Below are 18,040 nucleotides of genomic sequence, written 5' to 3'. Positions count from 1 at the left end.
CCAAGTCTCCAATTGGAGACGGGGCTGATACATATTAGCTTAGGAGGTTGTATAAATGGCTGAAAACCGTCATAAAGATTTAGGTTTAAGTGATGAGAAAGTTCTTGAAATGTATGAGACGATGCTGTTAGCCCGCCGTCTTGATGAGCGCATGTGGCTTTTGAACCGTGCTGGAAAAATCCCATTTGTTATTTCATGCCAGGGGCAGGAAGCTGCGCAGGTAGGTGCCGCGTTTGCTCTTGATCGCGAGAAAGATTATGTTCTTCCATATTATCGTGACATGGGTGTTGTTTTAACATTTGGCATGACCGCAAGGGAATTAATGCTGTCAGGGTTTGCTAAAGCGGAAGATCCAAACTCAGGCGGACGCCAAATGCCTGGACACTTCGGCCAAAAGAAAAACCGAATCGTGACAGGGTCTTCTCCTGTTACTACACAGGTGCCTCATGCTGTTGGTGTCGCCCTCGGCGGAAAGCTTGAAGGGAAGGACCTGGTTACTTTTGTAACATTCGGTGAAGGCTCTTCTAACCAGGGTGATTTCCATGAAGGTGCGAACTTTGCAGGTGTTCATAAACTTCCTGTTATCTTTATGTGTGAAAATAATAAATATGCAATCTCTGTTCCGATTGAAAAGCAGCTTGCTTGCGAAAATGTGTCTGACAGAGCTATTGGCTATGGTATGCCAGGTATAACAGTTGACGGAAACGATCCGCTTGAAGTTTATAAAGCTGTGAAAGAAGCAGCAGACAGAGGCCGCCGCGGAGAAGGTCCGACATTAGTCGAAACCGTTTCATACCGTTTAACACCACACTCATCTGATGATGATGACCGAAGCTACCGTGCTCCTGATGAAGTGGCTGAAGCAAAAACAAAAGATCCGATTATTACTTTTGGCGCCTATCTGAAAGAAAATGGCGTTATGGACGATGCGATTGAAAAGGAAATCAATGACCGGGTTATGAAACTGGTAAACGAAGCAACTGATTATGCTGAAAACGCTCCATATGCAGAAGCGGAATCTGCTTTAAAGCATGTATATGCTGAACAGTAAGGGGGAGAGAATATGGCTGTAATTTCTTATATCGATGCGGTGACTATGGCAATCCGCGAGGAAATGGAAAGAGATCCAAAGGTATTTGTTTTAGGTGAAGACGTAGGTAAAAAAGGTGGCGTATTTAAAGCGACACAAGGACTATATGACAAATTTGGCGAAGACCGCGTAATTGATACTCCTCTTGCTGAATCAGCGATTGCAGGGGTTGGAATCGGTGCAGCAATGTATGGAATGCGTCCAATTGCAGAAATGCAATTTGCCGACTTCATTATGCCGGCTGTTAACCAGATTATTTCAGAAGCGGCACGCATCCGCTATCGTTCAAATAATGACTGGAGCTGTCCGATTGTAGTACGTGCACCATATGGCGGCGGTGTTCATGGAGCACTTTATCATTCCCAGTCTGTCGAAGCTGTATTTGCTAATCAGCCGGGACTTAAGATTGTTATGCCTTCTACCCCTTATGATGTTAAGGGTTTATTGAAAGCAGCAATCCGTGATGAGGATCCGGTGCTGTTTTTTGAACATAAGCGCGCATATCGCCTGATTAAAGGTGAGGTTCCTGATGATGATTATGTGCTGCCAATCGGAAAAGCAGATGTAAAACGCGAAGGTGAAGATATCACGGTCATCACTTATGGCCTATGCGTCCATTTTGCTCTTCAGGCTGCAGAAAGACTTGCTAAAGATGGCATTTCAGCGCACATTCTGGATTTAAGAACGGTTTATCCGTTAGATAAAGAAGCAATTATTGAAGCTGCTTCTAAAACAGGAAAAGTGCTTCTTCTTACTGAGGATAATAAAGAAGGCAGTATCATGGGCGAAGTTGCTGCGATTATTGCAGAGAACTGCCTGTTTGAGCTGGATGCACCGATCAAACGCCTTGCCGGTCCTGATGTGCCAGCAATGCCTTACGCTCCAACTATGGAGAAATACTTTATGGTTAACCCTGATAAAGTAGAAAAAGCAATGCGTGAATTGGCTGAATTTTAATAACAACATCTTAGTTAATAAAAATGGAAAGCTCGCAGAGGGTGCGGCTCTCAGGCTGGACTCCATTCCGGATCAGCTGCACCTGCTGCATGACCCGCAAATTGCGGGCAGCTAGAAGGAGGTTACTCAGGTGGCTATTGAACAAATTAAAATGCCCCAGCTTGGGGAAAGTGTTACTGAAGGGACAATCAGCAAATGGCTGGTTTCCGTTGGTGATAAAGTAAATAAATATGATCCGCTTGCTGAAGTAATGACTGACAAAGTAAACGCGGAAGTACCGTCCTCTTTCACTGGTGTAATCAAAGAATTGATTGCAGAAGAAGGCGAAACGTATGAAGTGGGCCAGGTGATTTTGACAATCGAAACCGAAGGCGGCGGGGAAGCTGCTCAAGCTGCGCCAGCAGAGACAAAAGGAGAGGATAAGACTCCGGCTGCACCTTCAGCCTCAGCGCCTTCTGCACCAGCGGATGCTCCAAAAGGAGTCCGTTATTCACCTGCAGTCTTAAGGCTTTCTCAAGAGCATGGAATCGATTTGAACCAGGTGACAGGTACTGGCGGCGGCGGACGCATCACCCGTAAAGATCTTATGAAAATCATTGAGTCCGGAGATATTCCGACAGCTGCAGCAGCTGCGGCTGCACCGGAAAAGACAAAAGCGCCAGCACAGGAAGCTGCATCTGCACCTTCCCAGCCTGCAGCATCCAAACAGGCGGCGCCAGCACCTAATGTACCGGTAATGCCAGGTGATGTTGAAATCCCTGTTACCGGAGTGCGTAAGGCGATTGCTGCCAATATGCTCCGCAGCAAACATGAAGCACCTCATGCCTGGACAATGATGGAAGTGGATGTTACAAATCTTGTTGAGTACCGCAACAGCATTAAAGGGGAGTTCAAGCAAAAAGAGGGCTTTAACCTTACATTCTTTGCTTTCTTCGTAAAAGCAGTTGCACAGGCCCTTAAGGAATTCCCGCAGATTAATTCCATGTGGGCAGGAGATAAGATCATCCAGAAGAAGGATATCAATATTTCCATTGCAGTAGCAACAGATGACGCGTTATTCGTTCCGGTCATCAAAGCGGCGGATGAAAAGACGATTAAAGGTATTGGCCGTGAAATTAATGATCTTGCCTTAAAAGTGCGTACAGGAAAACTGACTTCTGCTGAAATGCAGGGTGGAACTTTCACTGTAAATAATACCGGATCATTCGGTTCCGTACAGTCCATGGGCATTATCAATTATCCGCAGGCGGCAATTCTTCAGGTTGAATCCATTGTGAAACGTCCTGTTGTCATGAACAATGGCATGATCGCTGTCCGTGATATGGTTAACCTTTGCATGTCACTTGATCACCGTGTACTTGACGGCCTGGTATGCGGACGCTTCCTGCAGCGCGTAAAGGAAATCCTGGAGAACACATCAAAAGAAAATACATCTATTTATTAATAAGTAAAATGACCGCTGCCCTGCTTTGGGGCGGCGGTTTCTTATTGTTCATTGCTTGTTTCTTCTTTGTATACTAAAATAGGTGTATGGATAATTTAGAATTTTATTATAATTTTCTTGCGGCAATGTTTCATAAGAGAAACGGGTCCGCTGCCGCATGAGGGGAGGGAACGCTGTCAGCTACAAGGACAGCCTGATTATGTCATTAAAGAAAATGATTGAAGAAAAATTCCCGCAGCAGACTAATGAAGATTGGGAACAGAGTGCAGAAAAAGCTCTTAAAGGGAAATCCTTAGAAACATTATCACGAAATACATATGAAAACATAAAATTGAAACCGCTTTATTCCAGAGAGGACCTGACCGAAATACCGTTATCCCAGTATCCGGGAGCAGAAGACTTCAGAAGGGGTTCATATGCTGCCGGCTACCTGGGAGAGGAATGGAAGGTTGCACAGAAAGTTAGTGCTTCAGCTTCTGAAGAGCTGGCAGAAAAACTCCTTGCTGCTGTTGCGAAGGGGCAGACAGCGCTGGCTTTCCAGCCAGAACAGTTAACAAACCCAGAGAAGATCAGCATCGCTGTAGGAGAACTTTATAAAAAATATCCTTTCAGTGTGGATGCCGGCCAAAGGCACCGTCAATTAATAGAAGAACTTTCGAGATTAAATGAAAGCGAAAAAATCACAGGATATATTGCAGCAGACCCGCTTGCCATTGCTGCTGCAGACAAAATGAACGATCGCTCAATCAATGAGCTATACGAAAATTTGAATGAAACGGCCAATTCGGCAACTGAACATATGCCAAGCCTGAAAACCATCATGGTGAATACTGCTGTTTATCACAATGGCGGCGCGAATGCTGTCCAGGAACTTGCTTTTGCACTGGCAGCAGGAATAAATCACCTGCAGTATTTTCTTGGAAAAGGCAAAAAGATTGAAGAAATTCTATCCAAAATGCTATTTAAGTTTTCTGTTGGTTCAAACTTCTTTATGGAGATTGCCAAGCTTCGTGCGGCAAAGGTTTTATGGGGCAAGGTTGCAGAAGTTTATGGAGCTGAGAGAAACAGTAAAAAAATGGTCATTTCAGCAGAAACGTCCTCATTTACTAAGTCAGCTTATGATTCTTATGTTAATGTGCTGAGAGCAGGGAATGAAGCATTTGCAGCAGTATTGGGAGGAGTCCAATACCTTCATGTCAGTCCGTATAATGAACCGGAAGGAGCACACTCTCCTTTTTCGGACCGAATTGCCCGAAACACCCAGCTCATTCTAATGGAAGAGGCGCATCTGCTGAAGGTCTCTGACCCGGCGGGCGGCTCCTGGTATGTGGAACATCTGACGAATGAACTGATTGATAAAGCCTGGGAGCTTTTCCTTGAGATAGAAGAGCTGGGAGGAATGGCTGAAGCCCTCCAGACAGGGTGGGTTCAAAGTCAAATTTCTCAAGTTCATGAGAAGAAGCAGAAAGATGTTCATACAAGAAAACAAAGTATCATTGGAACAAATATCTATGCTAACCCTGATGAAAAGCCGCTTCAATTAGTGGCCGAAACCATAGAAAACAGCAAGAATGTTATCAAGCCAATCCCGCAGGTTCGTCTTTCAGAGTCCTTCGAAGGTTTGCGGAGTTTATCTGAAAGATTAAAGGAAAAGGGAATACATCCTCAAGCAGGGCTAATCTGTCTGGGAGAATTGAAGAATCATAAGGAACGGGCTGATTTTATTGGAGGCTTCCTGGCGCCCGGAGGGTTTGAGGCAGTCAGAAGCGGCTCTGTAGAGAACCCGGAAGATGCTGAAGCATTTATCCAAGAAACAAATTGCAGGCATTATTTTATTTGCGGATCAAACGGCCAATATGACAGCATGGCTGTTCCTTTAATTAAACAACTGAAAGAAGCTTTCCCGTCAGCTGCAATCTATTTAGCCGGCCTTCCAGAAGAGAGAAAAAGGGCTGAATTTGATGGTGCTGGAATCAGCGGATACATTCACGTGAAAAGCGATTGCTATGAAACTCTCTTGACTATGCTGAACGAGATGGAGGTGGCAAACAATGGCCAATAAACCAGATTTTAAAAGCCTGGATATTCATAAATTAAAACAATCAGCAAAGGATGACTGGAAAAGAAAAGCGGAGGAAGAAATCAATTCATCCATCGATCATCTTCTCTTTGAAACAAATGAGAGGATAAAAATAAAGCCGCTATACACAAATGAAGACCTAAAAGATATGGAGCACTTAAACGATAAGCCGGGGCTTCCTCCATATACAAGGGGACCTTATTCAACCATGTATGTGAACAGGCCCTGGACTGTCCGCCAATATGCCGGATTTTCTACTGCAGAGGAAAGCAATGCTTTCTACCGCCGCAATCTCGCCATGGGGCAAAAGGGTTTATCAGTCGCTTTTGACCTTGCCACCCATAGAGGCTATGATTCTGATCATCCAAGAGTCGAAGGGGATGTAGGGAAAGCTGGCGTGGCCATTGATTCCATCCTGGACATGAAGACACTGTTTGATGGGATCCCTTTAGATCAAATGTCTGTATCCATGACGATGAATGGTGCAGTTTTACCTGTTATGGCTTTTTATATCGTCACAGCGGAAGAGCAGGGAGTAAGCCAGGAGAAGCTTTCGGGAACGATCCAAAATGATATTTTAAAAGAATATATGGTGCGCAACACCTATATCTATCCGCCGGAAATGTCTATGAAGATCATTGCAGATATATTTGAATATACATCAAAATACATGCCGAAGTTCAATAGCATCAGCATCTCAGGCTATCATATGCAGGAAGCGGGTGCACCAGCTGATATTGAGCTTGCCTATACGCTCGCAGATGGACTTGAATACGTAAGAACCGGACTTAAAGCCGGAATCGATATTGATTCCTTTGCACCGAGACTCTCGTTTTTCTGGGCTATCGGCATGAACTACTTTATGGAAGTGGCAAAAATGAGGGCAGCCCGCTACATTTGGGCAAAAATGATGAAGACCTTCGAACCCGTTAATCCAAAATCAATGGCGCTTAGAACGCATTCTCAAACCTCAGGCTGGAGCTTGACCGAGCAGGACCCATTCAATAATGTAACAAGAACTCTTATTGAAGCGCATGCAGCAGCGATGGGGCATACTCAATCCCTTCATACGAATGCATTGGACGAAGCCATCGCATTGCCGACGGATTTTTCAGCCCGTATAGCGAGAAATACACAGCTGTACCTTCAGGAGGAAACAGGTATCACGAATGTAATTGATCCATGGGGCGGTTCTTATTATGTAGAAGCACTAACAGATCAATTAATCAAGCGAGCCTGGGAGCATATTGAGGAAATCGAGAGTCTTGGCGGAATGGCCAGGGCAATTGAGACAGGATTGCCAAAAATGAGAATCGAAGAAGCTGCTGCCAGAAGGCAGGCACAAATCGATTCCGGAAAAGAAACCATTATTGGTGTGAATAAATACAGGCTGGAAAAAGAAGAGCCGATTGACATTCTGGACATCGACAACACAGCTGTACGATTAAAGCAAATCGAAAAGCTGGAGCGGCTAAAGGCCTCCCGCGATAATGAGAAAGTTGCTGAGGCCCTGGAGGCTATTACAAAAGCTGCTGAATCAAGGGAAGGCAACCTTCTTGAGCTTGCAGTAAATGCAGCACGGGTTAGAGCCACTCTTGGCGAAATTTCCGAAGCAATTGAAAAAGTGGCCAGCCGCCATAAAGCGATTATTCGTTCAATCAGCGGGGTTTACAGTTCTGCTTTTTCCAATGAAGAAGAAATTACAGAAGTAAAGCAGATGACAGATGGATTCCTTGAAAATGAAGGAAGGAGACCGCGGATTCTGATTGCCAAGATGGGGCAGGATGGCCATGACAGGGGAGCAAAAGTCATTTCAACAGCCTTTGCCGATCTTGGTTTTGATGTTGATATCGGCCCTCTGTTCCAGACTCCGGAGGAAACAGCTCTTCAGGCGGTCGAAAATGACGTTCATGTCATTGGCATCAGTTCACTTGCTGCAGGGCATAAAACCCTTCTGCCGCAGCTTGCTACTGAACTGAAGAAACTGGATAGGGAAGATATTATTGTAGTCATTGGAGGGGTTATTCCGGCACAGGATTATCAATATTTATATGAGCATGGTGCTTCTGCCATTTTTGGCCCGGGCACCGTCATTCCAGTGGCTGCCCAAAAGGTCATCAGAGAGATATACAGCCGTCTCGGGTACGAGGAAGTGACCCAGTAAATGGCAGAGGATAAAAAACCGGAATGGTTTGATGAAGAAAAGGCAGAAAATTTTACAAGCACAGTAAGCAGTGGTGTGGATTCAGGTGAGCAGAAGCAGAAATTCGAGAAAATAGGCAGGTTTCAAAAAAAATCTGCCTCTCTGCCTGATCTTGACGTTCTTGAAGAAGGAATCATGAGTGGCAGCAGACCTGTTCTTGCAAGAGCGATCACTCTGATTGAAAGTAACGCAGAGCATCATTTTCACCATGCACAGGAACTCCTGCACAGGCTTCTGCCTCATTCAGGGCAATCGCTCAGGATTGGGATAACCGGAGTGCCGGGGGCAGGAAAGAGCACGTTCATTGAATCTTTTGGGACATACCTATGTAATGCGGGTTTAAAAACAGCTGTGCTAGCCGTTGATCCAAGCTCAAGCTTGAGCGGCGGCAGCATCCTTGGCGATAAAACAAGAATGGAGCAGTTATCAAGAAACCCGCGTGCTTTCATAAGACCTTCTCCTTCAGCAGGGAAACTGGGAGGTGTCCACAGAAAAACAAGAGAGACCATGCTTCTGTGTGAAGCAGCAGGCTTTGATGTTATTCTCGTTGAAACAGTCGGTGTGGGACAAAGTGAGGTCATTGTCAGGGAAATGGTGGACTTTTTTATGCTCTTAACCTTGACAGGGGCAGGGGATGAATTGCAGGGAATGAAAAAGGGCATTATGGAACTGGCTGATGCGGTAATTGTCAATAAAGCCGATGGAAGCAATAAGAAATTGGCTGAAAAAACAAAAGCAGAGTATAACCGTATCCTTCACTTTCTTCAGCCAGCTACTAAAGGATGGCAAACGAAAGCTTATACCTGCTCTTCTGTCTTTAATGAAGGCATTTCTGAGATCTGGAATGTGATCAAAACGTTTGAAAATACGGCAAAGACATCAGGAGTTTTTGAAGAAAGAAGAAGGCTCCAGACAAAACAATGGATACACTCCATGATTCTGGATCAGCTTCAGTTCAGCTTTTTTTATCATCCCGACATAAAACCGCTTCTTCCAAAAATCGAAAACGAGGTCATAGCAGGGAACAGGACGGTTACATCTGCAGTTGAAGAATTGTTTAATGTTTATACAAAAAGATAGAGCTTTCTGTTTCGGGCAGGCTTTTCCTGAAGGCAAAAAAATGGCCAGTGCCTTGCGGGCACTGGCGAATCTAGGGAGTTTAGGGGTATGGATCTAGCTGTAGTTTTATCTTTCCCCGATAATCCAAAAGCTAAACTTTTTTATTCAAAAAATTGACTTGATTGTAAAATTCACTGATGTATTGGTATTATGTATATAGTCAGGAGAATTTTTTATTGAGGAGCGATGACTTTGAATATGGATTTTAATTTATTTATGAATGATGTTGTCAGGCAGGCGCGTCAGGAAATAACACATGCCGGCTTTACGGAATTAACAACACCTCAAGAAGTGGATGAGTCCCTTAATAAGAAGGGAACCACACTTGTAATGGTGAACTCTGTCTGCGGATGTGCAGGCGGAATTGCCCGTCCTGCAGCCATGCATTCCCTGCATTATGATAAGCGCCCTGACCATTTGGTTACGGTATTTGCCGGACAGGATAAAGAAGCAACCGAAAAAGCAAGATCCTACTTCACAGGTTATCCGCCATCATCACCATCTTTTGCACTTCTCAAAGATGGGGAGCTATGCACGATGATCGAGCGCCACGAAATCGAAGGCCATGAGCCTATGGCAGTAGTCCAGAAACTGCAGGATGCCTTTGAGAAATATTGCGAAGAAGTTTAAATAGCGAAAAGGTCCCGAATAACGGGGCTTTTTTTTTATATAAATTTATCTGAATAATTAAACTTCTAATAAATAATTAAAAACCTTATTGCATAAATATAAAAATCTGTTAAAATTCATTTTAGTGAATATTTATTAATAGTTATGCAGAGATTATTCATATTTTTATAGGGGGAAACAAAAATGAAAAAAGTGATCATGTTTGCATTAAGCATGCTCTTAGTTGGTTTACTAGCTGCATGCGGGACTAGTGAAGATGGTAAAAGCGGCTCTGGGGAAAGCTCGGATAAAAAGGTTTTAACAATGGGTACGTCAGCGGATTATCCGCCATTTGAATATGTAGATTCAGCAAAAGGGGAAGAAATCATCGGCTTTGATGTGGATTTGGCCAAAGCGATTGCTGAAAAATTGGGCTATGAAATCCAAGTGAAGGATATGGACTTTAACGGACTGATCCCTGCACTGGAAACAAGCCAGGTTGATTTTGTTTTAGCGGGTATGACTCCTACTGAAGAGCGTAAAGAAAACGTTGATTTCAGCGATGTATATTATACAGCGAGCCACATGATTGTTTCTAAAAAAGGCAGCGGAATTGAATCATTGGAAGATTTAGATGGAAAAACAATAGGTGTGCAGCTTGCTTCCATTCAGGCAGATAAGGCAGAAGAAATTGCTGAAACAGTTGATATGACTGTGGAAAACCGCAACCGCATCCCTGAATTAATTCAGGAAATCATGGCAGGCCGATTTGATGCAGCCATGATTGAAGACACGGTTGCAAAAGGGTATTTTGAAAAAAATAAAGACCTGGCCGGTTTCACAATTGAAGAAGATGAAACAGAGGCAGGTTCGGCCATTGCTTTTCCTAAAGGCAGTGAATTAACTGAAGAATTCAATGCAGAACTTTTGAAGATGAAAGAAAACGGGGAATTGGAAGAATTGATCGTAAAATGGTTTGATAACAAATAATTCGCTGGGAATTGGCGTCCAAGGCATATCTTCCTTTGGACGCTTTATTCTTCTTTAGAAAATAAATTACTTACAGAAAGGATGGAAAGATAGTGAATCTGGATTTTCAGCAGTTCATTCCCTCCCTTCCATATATACTTAAAGGCATTGGCGTCACGCTTCAAATTGTGTCTATGGCAGGCATACTGGGTTTTGTATTAGGTATTATTCTATCATTCTTTAAAATTAGCAAATTTAAATTTCTTGGCTGGATTGCGGATGCCTACACATCCGTTTTTAGAGGAACACCTCTTGTTCTTCAGCTGATGCTTATCTATTATGGGTCACCTCAGCTGATCGGGTATAAAATTGATCCTTCCACAGCTGCCGTCCTGTCTTTTGGGCTTAATTCAGCGGCCTATATCTCGGAGATCATCAGGGCGGGAATCCTGGCGGTGGATAAAGGTCAAAGTGAAGCGGCAATGGCACTGGGCGTTCCATACAGGCCGGCCATGATGGATATCATACTTCCGCAGGCAATGAAAAACATTTTGCCTGCCTTAATGAACGAGTTTATTACTCTTACAAAAGAGTCTGCGATCGTAACAGTCATTGGAGTAACAGACGTGATGCGCCGGGCTTACATCGTGGGAGGCGAAAAGTTTTCCTACTTCGAACCGATACTGATTGCCGGGCTGATTTATTACATTATGGTAATGGTCCTGACTGTGCTTGGAAAAGGAATTGAAAGGAGAATGAGACGCAGTGATTAAAGTGGAAAATTTGCATAAGCATTTCGGTAAACTTGAAGTTCTTAAAGGAATTTCAACCAATATTCAAGATGGCGAAGTAGTGGCTGTAATAGGTCCGTCCGGTTCCGGGAAGTCTACGTTCCTCCGCTGCATCAATCTTCTGGAATTGCCAACAGACGGCAGGATCATGATTAATGGGCAGGACATTACGGATAAAAGCACAAACATAATGAAAGTGCGCCAAAATGTGGGGATGGTATTTCAGCATTTTCATTTATTCCCCCATAAAACTGCCCTGCAAAACCTGACATATGCACCGATGAAGGTTAAGGGATTATCAAAATCAGAAGCTGAGAAAACAGCGCTCGAGCTTTTGGAGAAGGTCGGATTATCTGCTAAAGCACACGAATACCCCAATCGTTTATCAGGGGGGCAGAAACAAAGGGTTGCGATTGCAAGAGCTCTTGCCATGCAGCCTGAAGTTATGCTTTTTGATGAGCCAACATCTGCGCTGGACCCGGAAATGGTGAAAGAAGTGCTGGACGTTATGAAGAATTTAGCACATACTGGCATGACAATGGCGATTGTTACCCATGAAATGGGCTTTGCCCGTGAAGTGGCAGACAGGGTGCTGTTCCTGGATGGCGGTGTGCTTGTAGAGGATTCTTCTCCTGAAGAATTTTTTTCTAATCCTAAGAGTGATCGTGCAAGGGATTTCTTGCAAAAAATGCTATAATCGATATATGCTATGGGAGAAGATGATCAACATGATCATCTTCTCTTTCGCATTTAAATACCAGACAGCCTTCTTAAAATTAGATGGGGCAATTGAATATAGGAGTTTGAATAAATGAAGTACAGAATTGGCTACCGGACAATCAAGACTGCAGTGGGGACTTCCATCAGCATCATGATTGCACAGATGCTGCAGCTTGATAATTTTGTTTCTGCTGGCATCCTGACTATATTATGCATAAAAGTCACAAAGAAAAAATCACTTCGGGCTTCATGGGACCGATTTTTTGCCTGTCTGCTGGCAATGGCATTTTCTTCTTTGTTTTTTGAGGGCATTGCTTACCATCCGCTTGTAATCGGACTGCTGCTGCTGTTTTTTATTCCGGCAGCTGTTATGGCAAAGGCCAGCGATGGAATTGTAACAAGTTCAGTTATTATTTTGCATATTTATTCTGCAGGAGAGGTCTCAAAGGACCTCTTGCTAAATGAATTGGGCATAATTATTGTCGGAATCGGTGTAGCACTAATCGCAAACCTTTACATGCCGAGCCTGGAATCGAAGCTTAAGGAATATAGACTTGAAATAGAAGAAAACTTTAAGGTTATCTTTGACGAAATCGTGAGGTATTTGCGTACCCATGAAAGCAGCTGGGACGGCAGAGAAATTACTGAAACAATGGAAATGATCGATGAGGCAAAAGCGCTGGCCTTCAGGGATGTTGAAAATCACTTTCGAAGAGATGAAAATTTATATTATCATTATTTCAAAATGAGAGAAAAACAATTTGAAATTATTGAGAGGGTTCTTCCAAGTGTTACTTCCATAGCACTCCCTGTTGAACAGGGAGAGATGATCGCTGATTTTATTGAAGAATTATCGGAACATATCCACCCGGGCAATACGGCCCTGCTATTCCTGGAGAAATTGTACCGTATGAAGGTTTCTTTTGAAAATATGGAGCTCCCCAAAACGAGGGAGGAATTTGAAGCACGTGCTGCCCTGCTTCACTTTGTAAAAGAAATGGAACAGTATTTAATTATTAAGAGCTCTTTTAAAGGATTAAAGGATAAGGAAATGAATCAAAGCGGGACTGCAGAAGCAAACTAAGGAAAAGGAATTGGAGCGTGAATTGTCATGCTGAAGTTTGCAGCAGCGGCCATTCTGTTTTTTTCACTTTCCCCAATCTGGCCATTGGGACTGAATCCGCTGCCTGGAGATCCATTTCTGATTGTCAATAAACGCACAAATGAAGTTGCGTTTATACAGAATCATAAAGTGCAGAATATCATCACAGCTGCAACCGGGAAAACGGATGACCTTACACCGGAAGGGCTGTTCACTGTGATTGTAAAGGCAGCTGATCCTTACTACAGAAAAAAGGACATAAAAGGCGGTGACCCCCGGAATCCGCTCGGCACAAGGTGGATTGGGTTTGACGCAGAAAATACTGATGGCAGAATCTACGGCATTCACGGGACGAACGATCCTTCGTCCATCGGCAGATATGTCTCTAATGGATGTATCCGATTGCAGAATGAGGCAGTCGAGTCGTTATATGAATCCGTGCCGCTTGGAACAAAAATCTTAGTAGTCACCTCAGCTAAGAGCTTTGACGAACTTGGAAGAGATTACGGTGCCATAAAAAAAGATAATTGAAAGAATGTACAGCTGCATCTGAATAGATGCAGTTTTTTTATGAGCTTAGTGAACGCCAGCTTCGGACTCTGCAGTTCCATATTTCCTCCTATGCTGTCCGAAGTTTGACTGTATTCGGACTCTAACCCTCGGATTATTGCTTTTTGTGTCCCAAGTCCCTACAGCTCGTTAGGTTTCAGTAAAAGTCACTAACAGTTCAAAGGTTATTTTCCGCAAAAAAAGCTGCCCGGAATTGCCATCCGGAGCAGCTGAAAAATGAATAGAGTTCCCTTGTTATAAAAACATCGCCATACCCATAATGAGAGTAGATGCGAGCATTGCAAATATCATTAAATAGACAATTACTTTCGCCAGTTTCTTATTTGACATTCTATGCCTCCTCGTCCCAATTCTTACTCTTATTTTACTAAGAATTATCAAATTGAACAACCGCTCAATTTTTTAAAAGGATTTTCGACATTTATAACGAATATTTAAATAATAGATTTAAAAATATGCCCACATTCTGCGGGGAAATGATATATTTCGACATCCATGAGGAGGAAAACAGATGATTAAGAAGGTGGACCATATTGGAATTGCTGTCAGGTCTATCGATAAAGCGCTTCCATTCTATACTGAAACGCTCCAGCTTAAATTACTCGGAATAGAGGAAGTAGACAGCCAGGGAGTAAAGGTTGCATTTATTAAAGCAGGGGAAACGAAACTAGAGCTGCTCGAGCCGACAAGTGAAGATAGCCCAATTGCCAAGTTTATAGAAAAGCGGGGAGAAGGGCTGCATCATGTAGCACTGGGAGTTGACAGCATACAAGAACGCATAAACGAAATGAAGGAACAGGGTATCAGGATGCTGCAGGATGAACCGAAGATTGGTGCGGGCGGTGCCCATGTAGCCTTTATGCATCCGAAGTCAACAGGCGGTATTTTATATGAATTCTGTGAAAAGAAAGGATTGAAATAAGGCATGGCAGACATCTATGAGAAAATAAATGAGTTATACGACAGGCGCAGGGAAGTAGAACTGGGCGGAGGGGATGAGCGTATACAAAAACAGCATGAAAAAGGAAAACTGACTGCCCGGGAACGAATCGATTTATTAGTAGATCCGGGAACTTTCGTTGAGCTTAATCCATTTATTGAGCACCGCAGCACGGATTTTGGACTGGAAAACCAAAAAGGGCCTGGAGATGGTGTTGTAACTGGATATGGAAAGGTCAACGGACGTCCTATCTTCTTATTTTCACAGGACTTTACCGTTTTTGGGGGCGCCCTCGGGGAAATGCATGCAAAAAAAATTGCCAATGTAATGGATTTAGCAGCTGAAAATGGAGCTCCATTTGTAGGCTTGAATGATTCCGGCGGCGCCAGAATTCAGGAAGGTGTTGTTTCCCTTGATGGGTACGGCCATATTTTCTACCGGAATTCCATTTATTCAGGAGTGATTCCGCAGATATCAGTCATCATGGGGCCTTGTGCCGGTGGTGCAGTATATTCTCCGGCGATTACGGATTTTGTCTTTATGGTGGAAAAGACGAGCCAGATGTTCATAACCGGACCAAAAGTAATCGAAACGGTGACTGGGGAAAAGATTTCACCTGAGGATCTGGGCGGTGCGCGTGTGCACAATACGATCAGCGGAAACGCACACTTTAGAGGGGAGTCCGAAGAAGAAGTGATTGGGCAGGTGCGAAGTCTGTTAAGCTACCTTCCACAGAATAACGAAGAAAAACCGCCTATGTCCGAATGGGAAGAAGATGATGATTACCGTCCGGATTTGACAGACGTTATTCCCTTTGATGCCCTTCGTCCATATGACGTCCGAAAAGTCATTGAACAGGTAGTGGATAAAGATACTTTTATGGAGGTGCAGCGCGACTTCGCTAAAAATATTGTAGTCGGCCTTGCCCGGATCAAGGGAGAAACGGTGGGTCTCGTCTGCAATCAGCCGAAGGTGATGGCAGGTGGCCTTGATATAGATTCTTCCGATAAGGCTTCAAGATTTATCCGGTTCTGTGATTCCTTTAATATTCCACTTATAACATTTGAGGACGTTACAGGATTTTTCCCGGGGGTTAAACAGGAGCATGGCGGAATTATACGGCACGGAGCAAAGATTCTCTATGCTTACTCAGAAGCAACGGTGCCTAAGCTTACTGTTATTCTAAGAAAAGCATTCGGAGGAGCTTATGTTGCGCTTAACAGTAAATCTATTGGCGCAGATCTTGTTTTTGCATGGCCGAATGCGGAAGTAGCCGTAATGGGTCCTCAAGGTGCAGCCAACATTATTTTTGCAAGGGAAATCCAGAACAGTGATGATCCCGAGGCCACCAGGGCACAAAAAATCGAAGAGTACAGAGAAAAGTTCGCCAATCCATATGTAGCGGCAAGCCGGGGTATGGTGGATGATGTCATCGATCCGCGTGAAACCAGAATCAAGCTCATTCAGGCGCTTGAAATGCTGCGCAATAAAAAAGAAAGCAGGCCTCATAAAAAGCATGGAAATATCCCGCTATAATGGATTCCTGATTTGCTGTGCCAAAATTTTGGAGTTATACTTGCTTAGTAAGCTTAAATTTGGAGGTTTGTACATAAATGATTAATGAGGAACGCTTATTAAACGAATTTCTGGAACTGGTGCAAATTGATTCTGAAACAAAGTATGAAGCTCAAATTGCCAAAGTTTTGAAGAAAAAATTCAGGGATCTTGGGGTTGAGGTGTACGAAGACGATACAACTGCACAGACCGGACACGGTGCAGGCAACCTCATCTGCACTCTTCAGGGTACTAAAGAAGAAACAGACACAATTTATTTCACTTCCCATATGGATACGGTTGTTCCTGGAAAAGGAATTAAACCTTCCATCAAGGACGGCTATGTTGTAACAGATGGAACAACGATCCTGGGTGCAGACGACAAGGCAGGACTTGCCGTTATGCTCGAAATTGTTAAAGTCCTGAAAGAGCAGAATATTGCTCATGGAACTATTCAGTTCATTATCACAGTTGGTGAAGAATCCGGACTGGTTGGAGCTAAGGTTCTTGATCCTTCACTTGTTAAAGCAAAGTTCGGCTATGCATTGGACAGTGACGGCAAAGTCGGAAATATAATCGTTGCCGCTCCAACCCAGGCTAAAGTGAAAGCTGCTATTCTGGGGAAAACAGCTCATGCAGGTGTTGCTCCTGAGAAGGGCATTTCTGCCATCACGATGGCATCAAAAGCGATTTCAAGAATGCCGCTGGGCCGCATTGATGAAGAGACAACGGCTAATATCGGGCGTTTTGAAGGCGGTCAGCAGACGAATATCGTATGTGACCATGTTGATGTATTAGCAGAAGCACGTTCATTAATTCCTGAAAAAATGGAACAGCAGGTAGCAAAAATGAAGGAAGCATTTGAAAGTGCTGCCGAAGAAATGGGCGGCAAAGCTGAAGTGGATGTTCAGGTTATGTACCCTGGCTTTAAATTTGGCGAAGGTGATCATGTCGTTGAAGTAGCACGCAGAGCGGCTGCAAAGATCGGCCGCAGCTCTGAGCTTCTTCACAGCGGCGGAGGAAGCGATGCAAACGTGATCGCCGGCTTTGGCATTCCTACAGTTAACCTTGCTGTCGGCTATGAAGAAATTCATACAACCAATGAGCGCATGCCTATTGAAGAATTAAATAAATTGGCTGAGATGGTCATTGCCATTATTGAAGAAGTATCAGCTTAAACAGCAAGAGAGAGAGAACCAATGCGGTTCTCTTTTTTTACTGCAGCAATCTATTATTTCCTCACTAGTTAGAAAATAATGGCTATGGTATATTAGTTCTATACATAAGAGTTTCCGGGGAGGAAATAGGATGATTGAAAATAATAAAGCTGTCGTTTTCAGGGCAGGAAATGAGGAATATGCTACACCGGTTCCTTTTGTTATATCCATTGAGAAAATGGAGGGCATTACACCGATACCTCATTTGCCCAGCTATGTAAGAGGAATCGTTAAAGTCAGGGGAGAGCTTATTCCGGTTGTTGATTTCGAAGAAATTCTATACAGCCGGACACTGGTTGATAGTGAGTCCGCAAGAATGATCGTGCTGCAGACAGACGAGCTATCATTCGCCGTTCTTGTAAATGAAGCCAAGGAAATTCTTGATATTCCAGAAGACTGTCTGAAACAGCCAGGTCTGATTGCCTATCAAAAAACCAATTATTTCACAGGTGTGGCTAATATCGATAATAGGCTGATTACTATAATCGATCCTTTAAAGCTGGTGGAATCACTGGAGGGAATAAGAGAAATAAAAGAGTATATGAAAACACAGCATACAACTGCATAGCGGACGAATTCTGGAACAGGGGATCAGAGAGAGATTCCCTGTTTTCGCTTTTTCAAAAAGCCCCTGATTAATAGAAAAGAAAAATATTTGCTAAAATAGAACTGAAT

General features: G+C 43.6%; 17 protein-coding genes. 16 read left to right on the top strand and 1 reads right to left on the bottom strand.

Translation table 11 applies throughout. The features are described from left to right. Positions 1 to 55: 55 nt before the first annotated feature. From ACTHRG_RS17500 to ACTHRG_RS17445, 12 genes are all read left to right on the top strand, one after another. Complete coding sequence (locus ACTHRG_RS17500; RefSeq protein ID WP_048008216.1) at positions 56 to 1,051, top strand: thiamine pyrophosphate-dependent dehydrogenase E1 component subunit alpha; 996 nt, start codon at positions 56 to 58, stop codon at positions 1,049 to 1,051. A gap of 12 nt (positions 1,052 to 1,063) precedes the next feature. Next, positions 1,064 to 2,047, top strand: coding sequence for an alpha-ketoacid dehydrogenase subunit beta (locus ACTHRG_RS17495; RefSeq protein ID WP_035330022.1), 984 nt, complete (start codon positions 1,064 to 1,066; stop codon positions 2,045 to 2,047). A 130-nt stretch (positions 2,048 to 2,177) separates the two neighbouring features. Next, positions 2,178 to 3,491: a dihydrolipoamide acetyltransferase family protein gene (locus ACTHRG_RS17490; protein WP_440231686.1), complete on the top strand. Its 1,314-nt coding sequence runs from the start codon at positions 2,178 to 2,180 to the stop codon at positions 3,489 to 3,491. Between the two features lie 199 nt (positions 3,492 to 3,690). Then, positions 3,691 to 5,553 (top strand): methylmalonyl-CoA mutase family protein, encoded by a 1,863-nt coding sequence (locus ACTHRG_RS17485; protein ID WP_440231685.1) that lies wholly within the window; start codon positions 3,691 to 3,693, stop codon positions 5,551 to 5,553. Further along, the gene (scpA, locus tag ACTHRG_RS17480) at positions 5,543 to 7,735 is read left to right on the top strand and encodes a methylmalonyl-CoA mutase (RefSeq protein ID WP_440231684.1); all 2,193 of its coding nucleotides are present in this window, start codon (positions 5,543 to 5,545) and stop codon (positions 7,733 to 7,735) included. Before ACTHRG_RS17485 ends, scpA begins: the two co-directional genes overlap by 11 nt. Beyond that, the gene (meaB, locus tag ACTHRG_RS17475) at positions 7,736 to 8,854 is read left to right on the top strand and encodes a methylmalonyl Co-A mutase-associated GTPase MeaB (protein ID WP_440231683.1); all 1,119 of its coding nucleotides are present in this window, start codon (positions 7,736 to 7,738) and stop codon (positions 8,852 to 8,854) included. 231 nt (positions 8,855 to 9,085) lie between these two features. After that, complete coding sequence (locus ACTHRG_RS17470) at positions 9,086 to 9,523, top strand: BrxA/BrxB family bacilliredoxin (protein ID WP_076258102.1); 438 nt, start codon at positions 9,086 to 9,088, stop codon at positions 9,521 to 9,523. Between the two features lie 183 nt (positions 9,524 to 9,706). After that, complete coding sequence (locus tag ACTHRG_RS17465) at positions 9,707 to 10,492, top strand: transporter substrate-binding domain-containing protein (RefSeq protein WP_076258103.1); 786 nt, start codon at positions 9,707 to 9,709, stop codon at positions 10,490 to 10,492. A 92-nt stretch (positions 10,493 to 10,584) separates the two neighbouring features. Beyond that, the gene (locus ACTHRG_RS17460) at positions 10,585 to 11,244 is read left to right on the top strand and encodes an amino acid ABC transporter permease (protein WP_035330029.1); all 660 of its coding nucleotides are present in this window, start codon (positions 10,585 to 10,587) and stop codon (positions 11,242 to 11,244) included. Then, a complete protein-coding gene (locus ACTHRG_RS17455; protein WP_076258104.1) occupies positions 11,237 to 11,959 on the top strand; it encodes an amino acid ABC transporter ATP-binding protein in 723 nt (240 codons plus the stop codon). The genes ACTHRG_RS17460 and ACTHRG_RS17455 overlap by 8 nt, the downstream gene beginning before the upstream one ends. Before the next feature lie 114 nt (positions 11,960 to 12,073). Continuing rightward, positions 12,074 to 13,066 carry an aromatic acid exporter family protein gene (locus ACTHRG_RS17450; RefSeq protein ID WP_076258105.1) on the top strand — a complete coding sequence of 331 codons (993 nt, stop codon included), beginning with the start codon at positions 12,074 to 12,076 and terminating at the stop codon, positions 13,064 to 13,066. A gap of 27 nt (positions 13,067 to 13,093) precedes the next feature. Then, the gene (locus ACTHRG_RS17445) at positions 13,094 to 13,615 is read left to right on the top strand and encodes a L,D-transpeptidase (protein ID WP_440231681.1); all 522 of its coding nucleotides are present in this window, start codon (positions 13,094 to 13,096) and stop codon (positions 13,613 to 13,615) included. 273 nt (positions 13,616 to 13,888) lie between these two features. On the opposite strand, the gene prli42 is transcribed toward ACTHRG_RS17445, so the two are convergent. After that, a complete protein-coding gene (gene prli42 / locus ACTHRG_RS17440; protein ID WP_175609094.1) occupies positions 13,889 to 13,984 on the bottom strand; it encodes a stressosome-associated protein Prli42 in 96 nt (31 codons plus the stop codon). A gap of 181 nt (positions 13,985 to 14,165) precedes the next feature. On the opposite strand from prli42, the gene mce reads away from it, so the two are divergent. From mce to ACTHRG_RS17420, 4 genes are all read left to right on the top strand, one after another. Continuing rightward, positions 14,166 to 14,576, top strand: coding sequence for a methylmalonyl-CoA epimerase (mce, locus tag ACTHRG_RS17435; protein WP_076258107.1), 411 nt, complete (start codon positions 14,166 to 14,168; stop codon positions 14,574 to 14,576). 3 nt (positions 14,577 to 14,579) lie between these two features. Continuing rightward, a complete protein-coding gene (locus ACTHRG_RS17430) occupies positions 14,580 to 16,130 on the top strand; it encodes an acyl-CoA carboxylase subunit beta (RefSeq protein ID WP_222497797.1) in 1,551 nt (516 codons plus the stop codon). Between the two features lie 77 nt (positions 16,131 to 16,207). Continuing rightward, positions 16,208 to 17,326, top strand: a complete 1,119-nt coding sequence (locus ACTHRG_RS17425; protein WP_076258109.1) for a tripeptidase T — start codon at positions 16,208 to 16,210, stop codon at positions 17,324 to 17,326. A gap of 130 nt (positions 17,327 to 17,456) precedes the next feature. Continuing rightward, positions 17,457 to 17,933, top strand: coding sequence for a chemotaxis protein CheW (locus ACTHRG_RS17420; protein WP_440231680.1), 477 nt, complete (start codon positions 17,457 to 17,459; stop codon positions 17,931 to 17,933). The last annotated feature ends 107 nt before the right edge of the window (positions 17,934 to 18,040 follow it).

It is taken from the genome of Cytobacillus sp. SAFR-174 (assembly GCF_051964675.1).
Taxonomy (GTDB): Bacteria; Bacillota; Bacilli; order Bacillales; family Cytobacillaceae; genus Cytobacillus.
The sequence above is the reverse complement of the archived record's forward strand: the minus strand, read 5'-3'. Positions and strand labels throughout refer to the sequence as shown.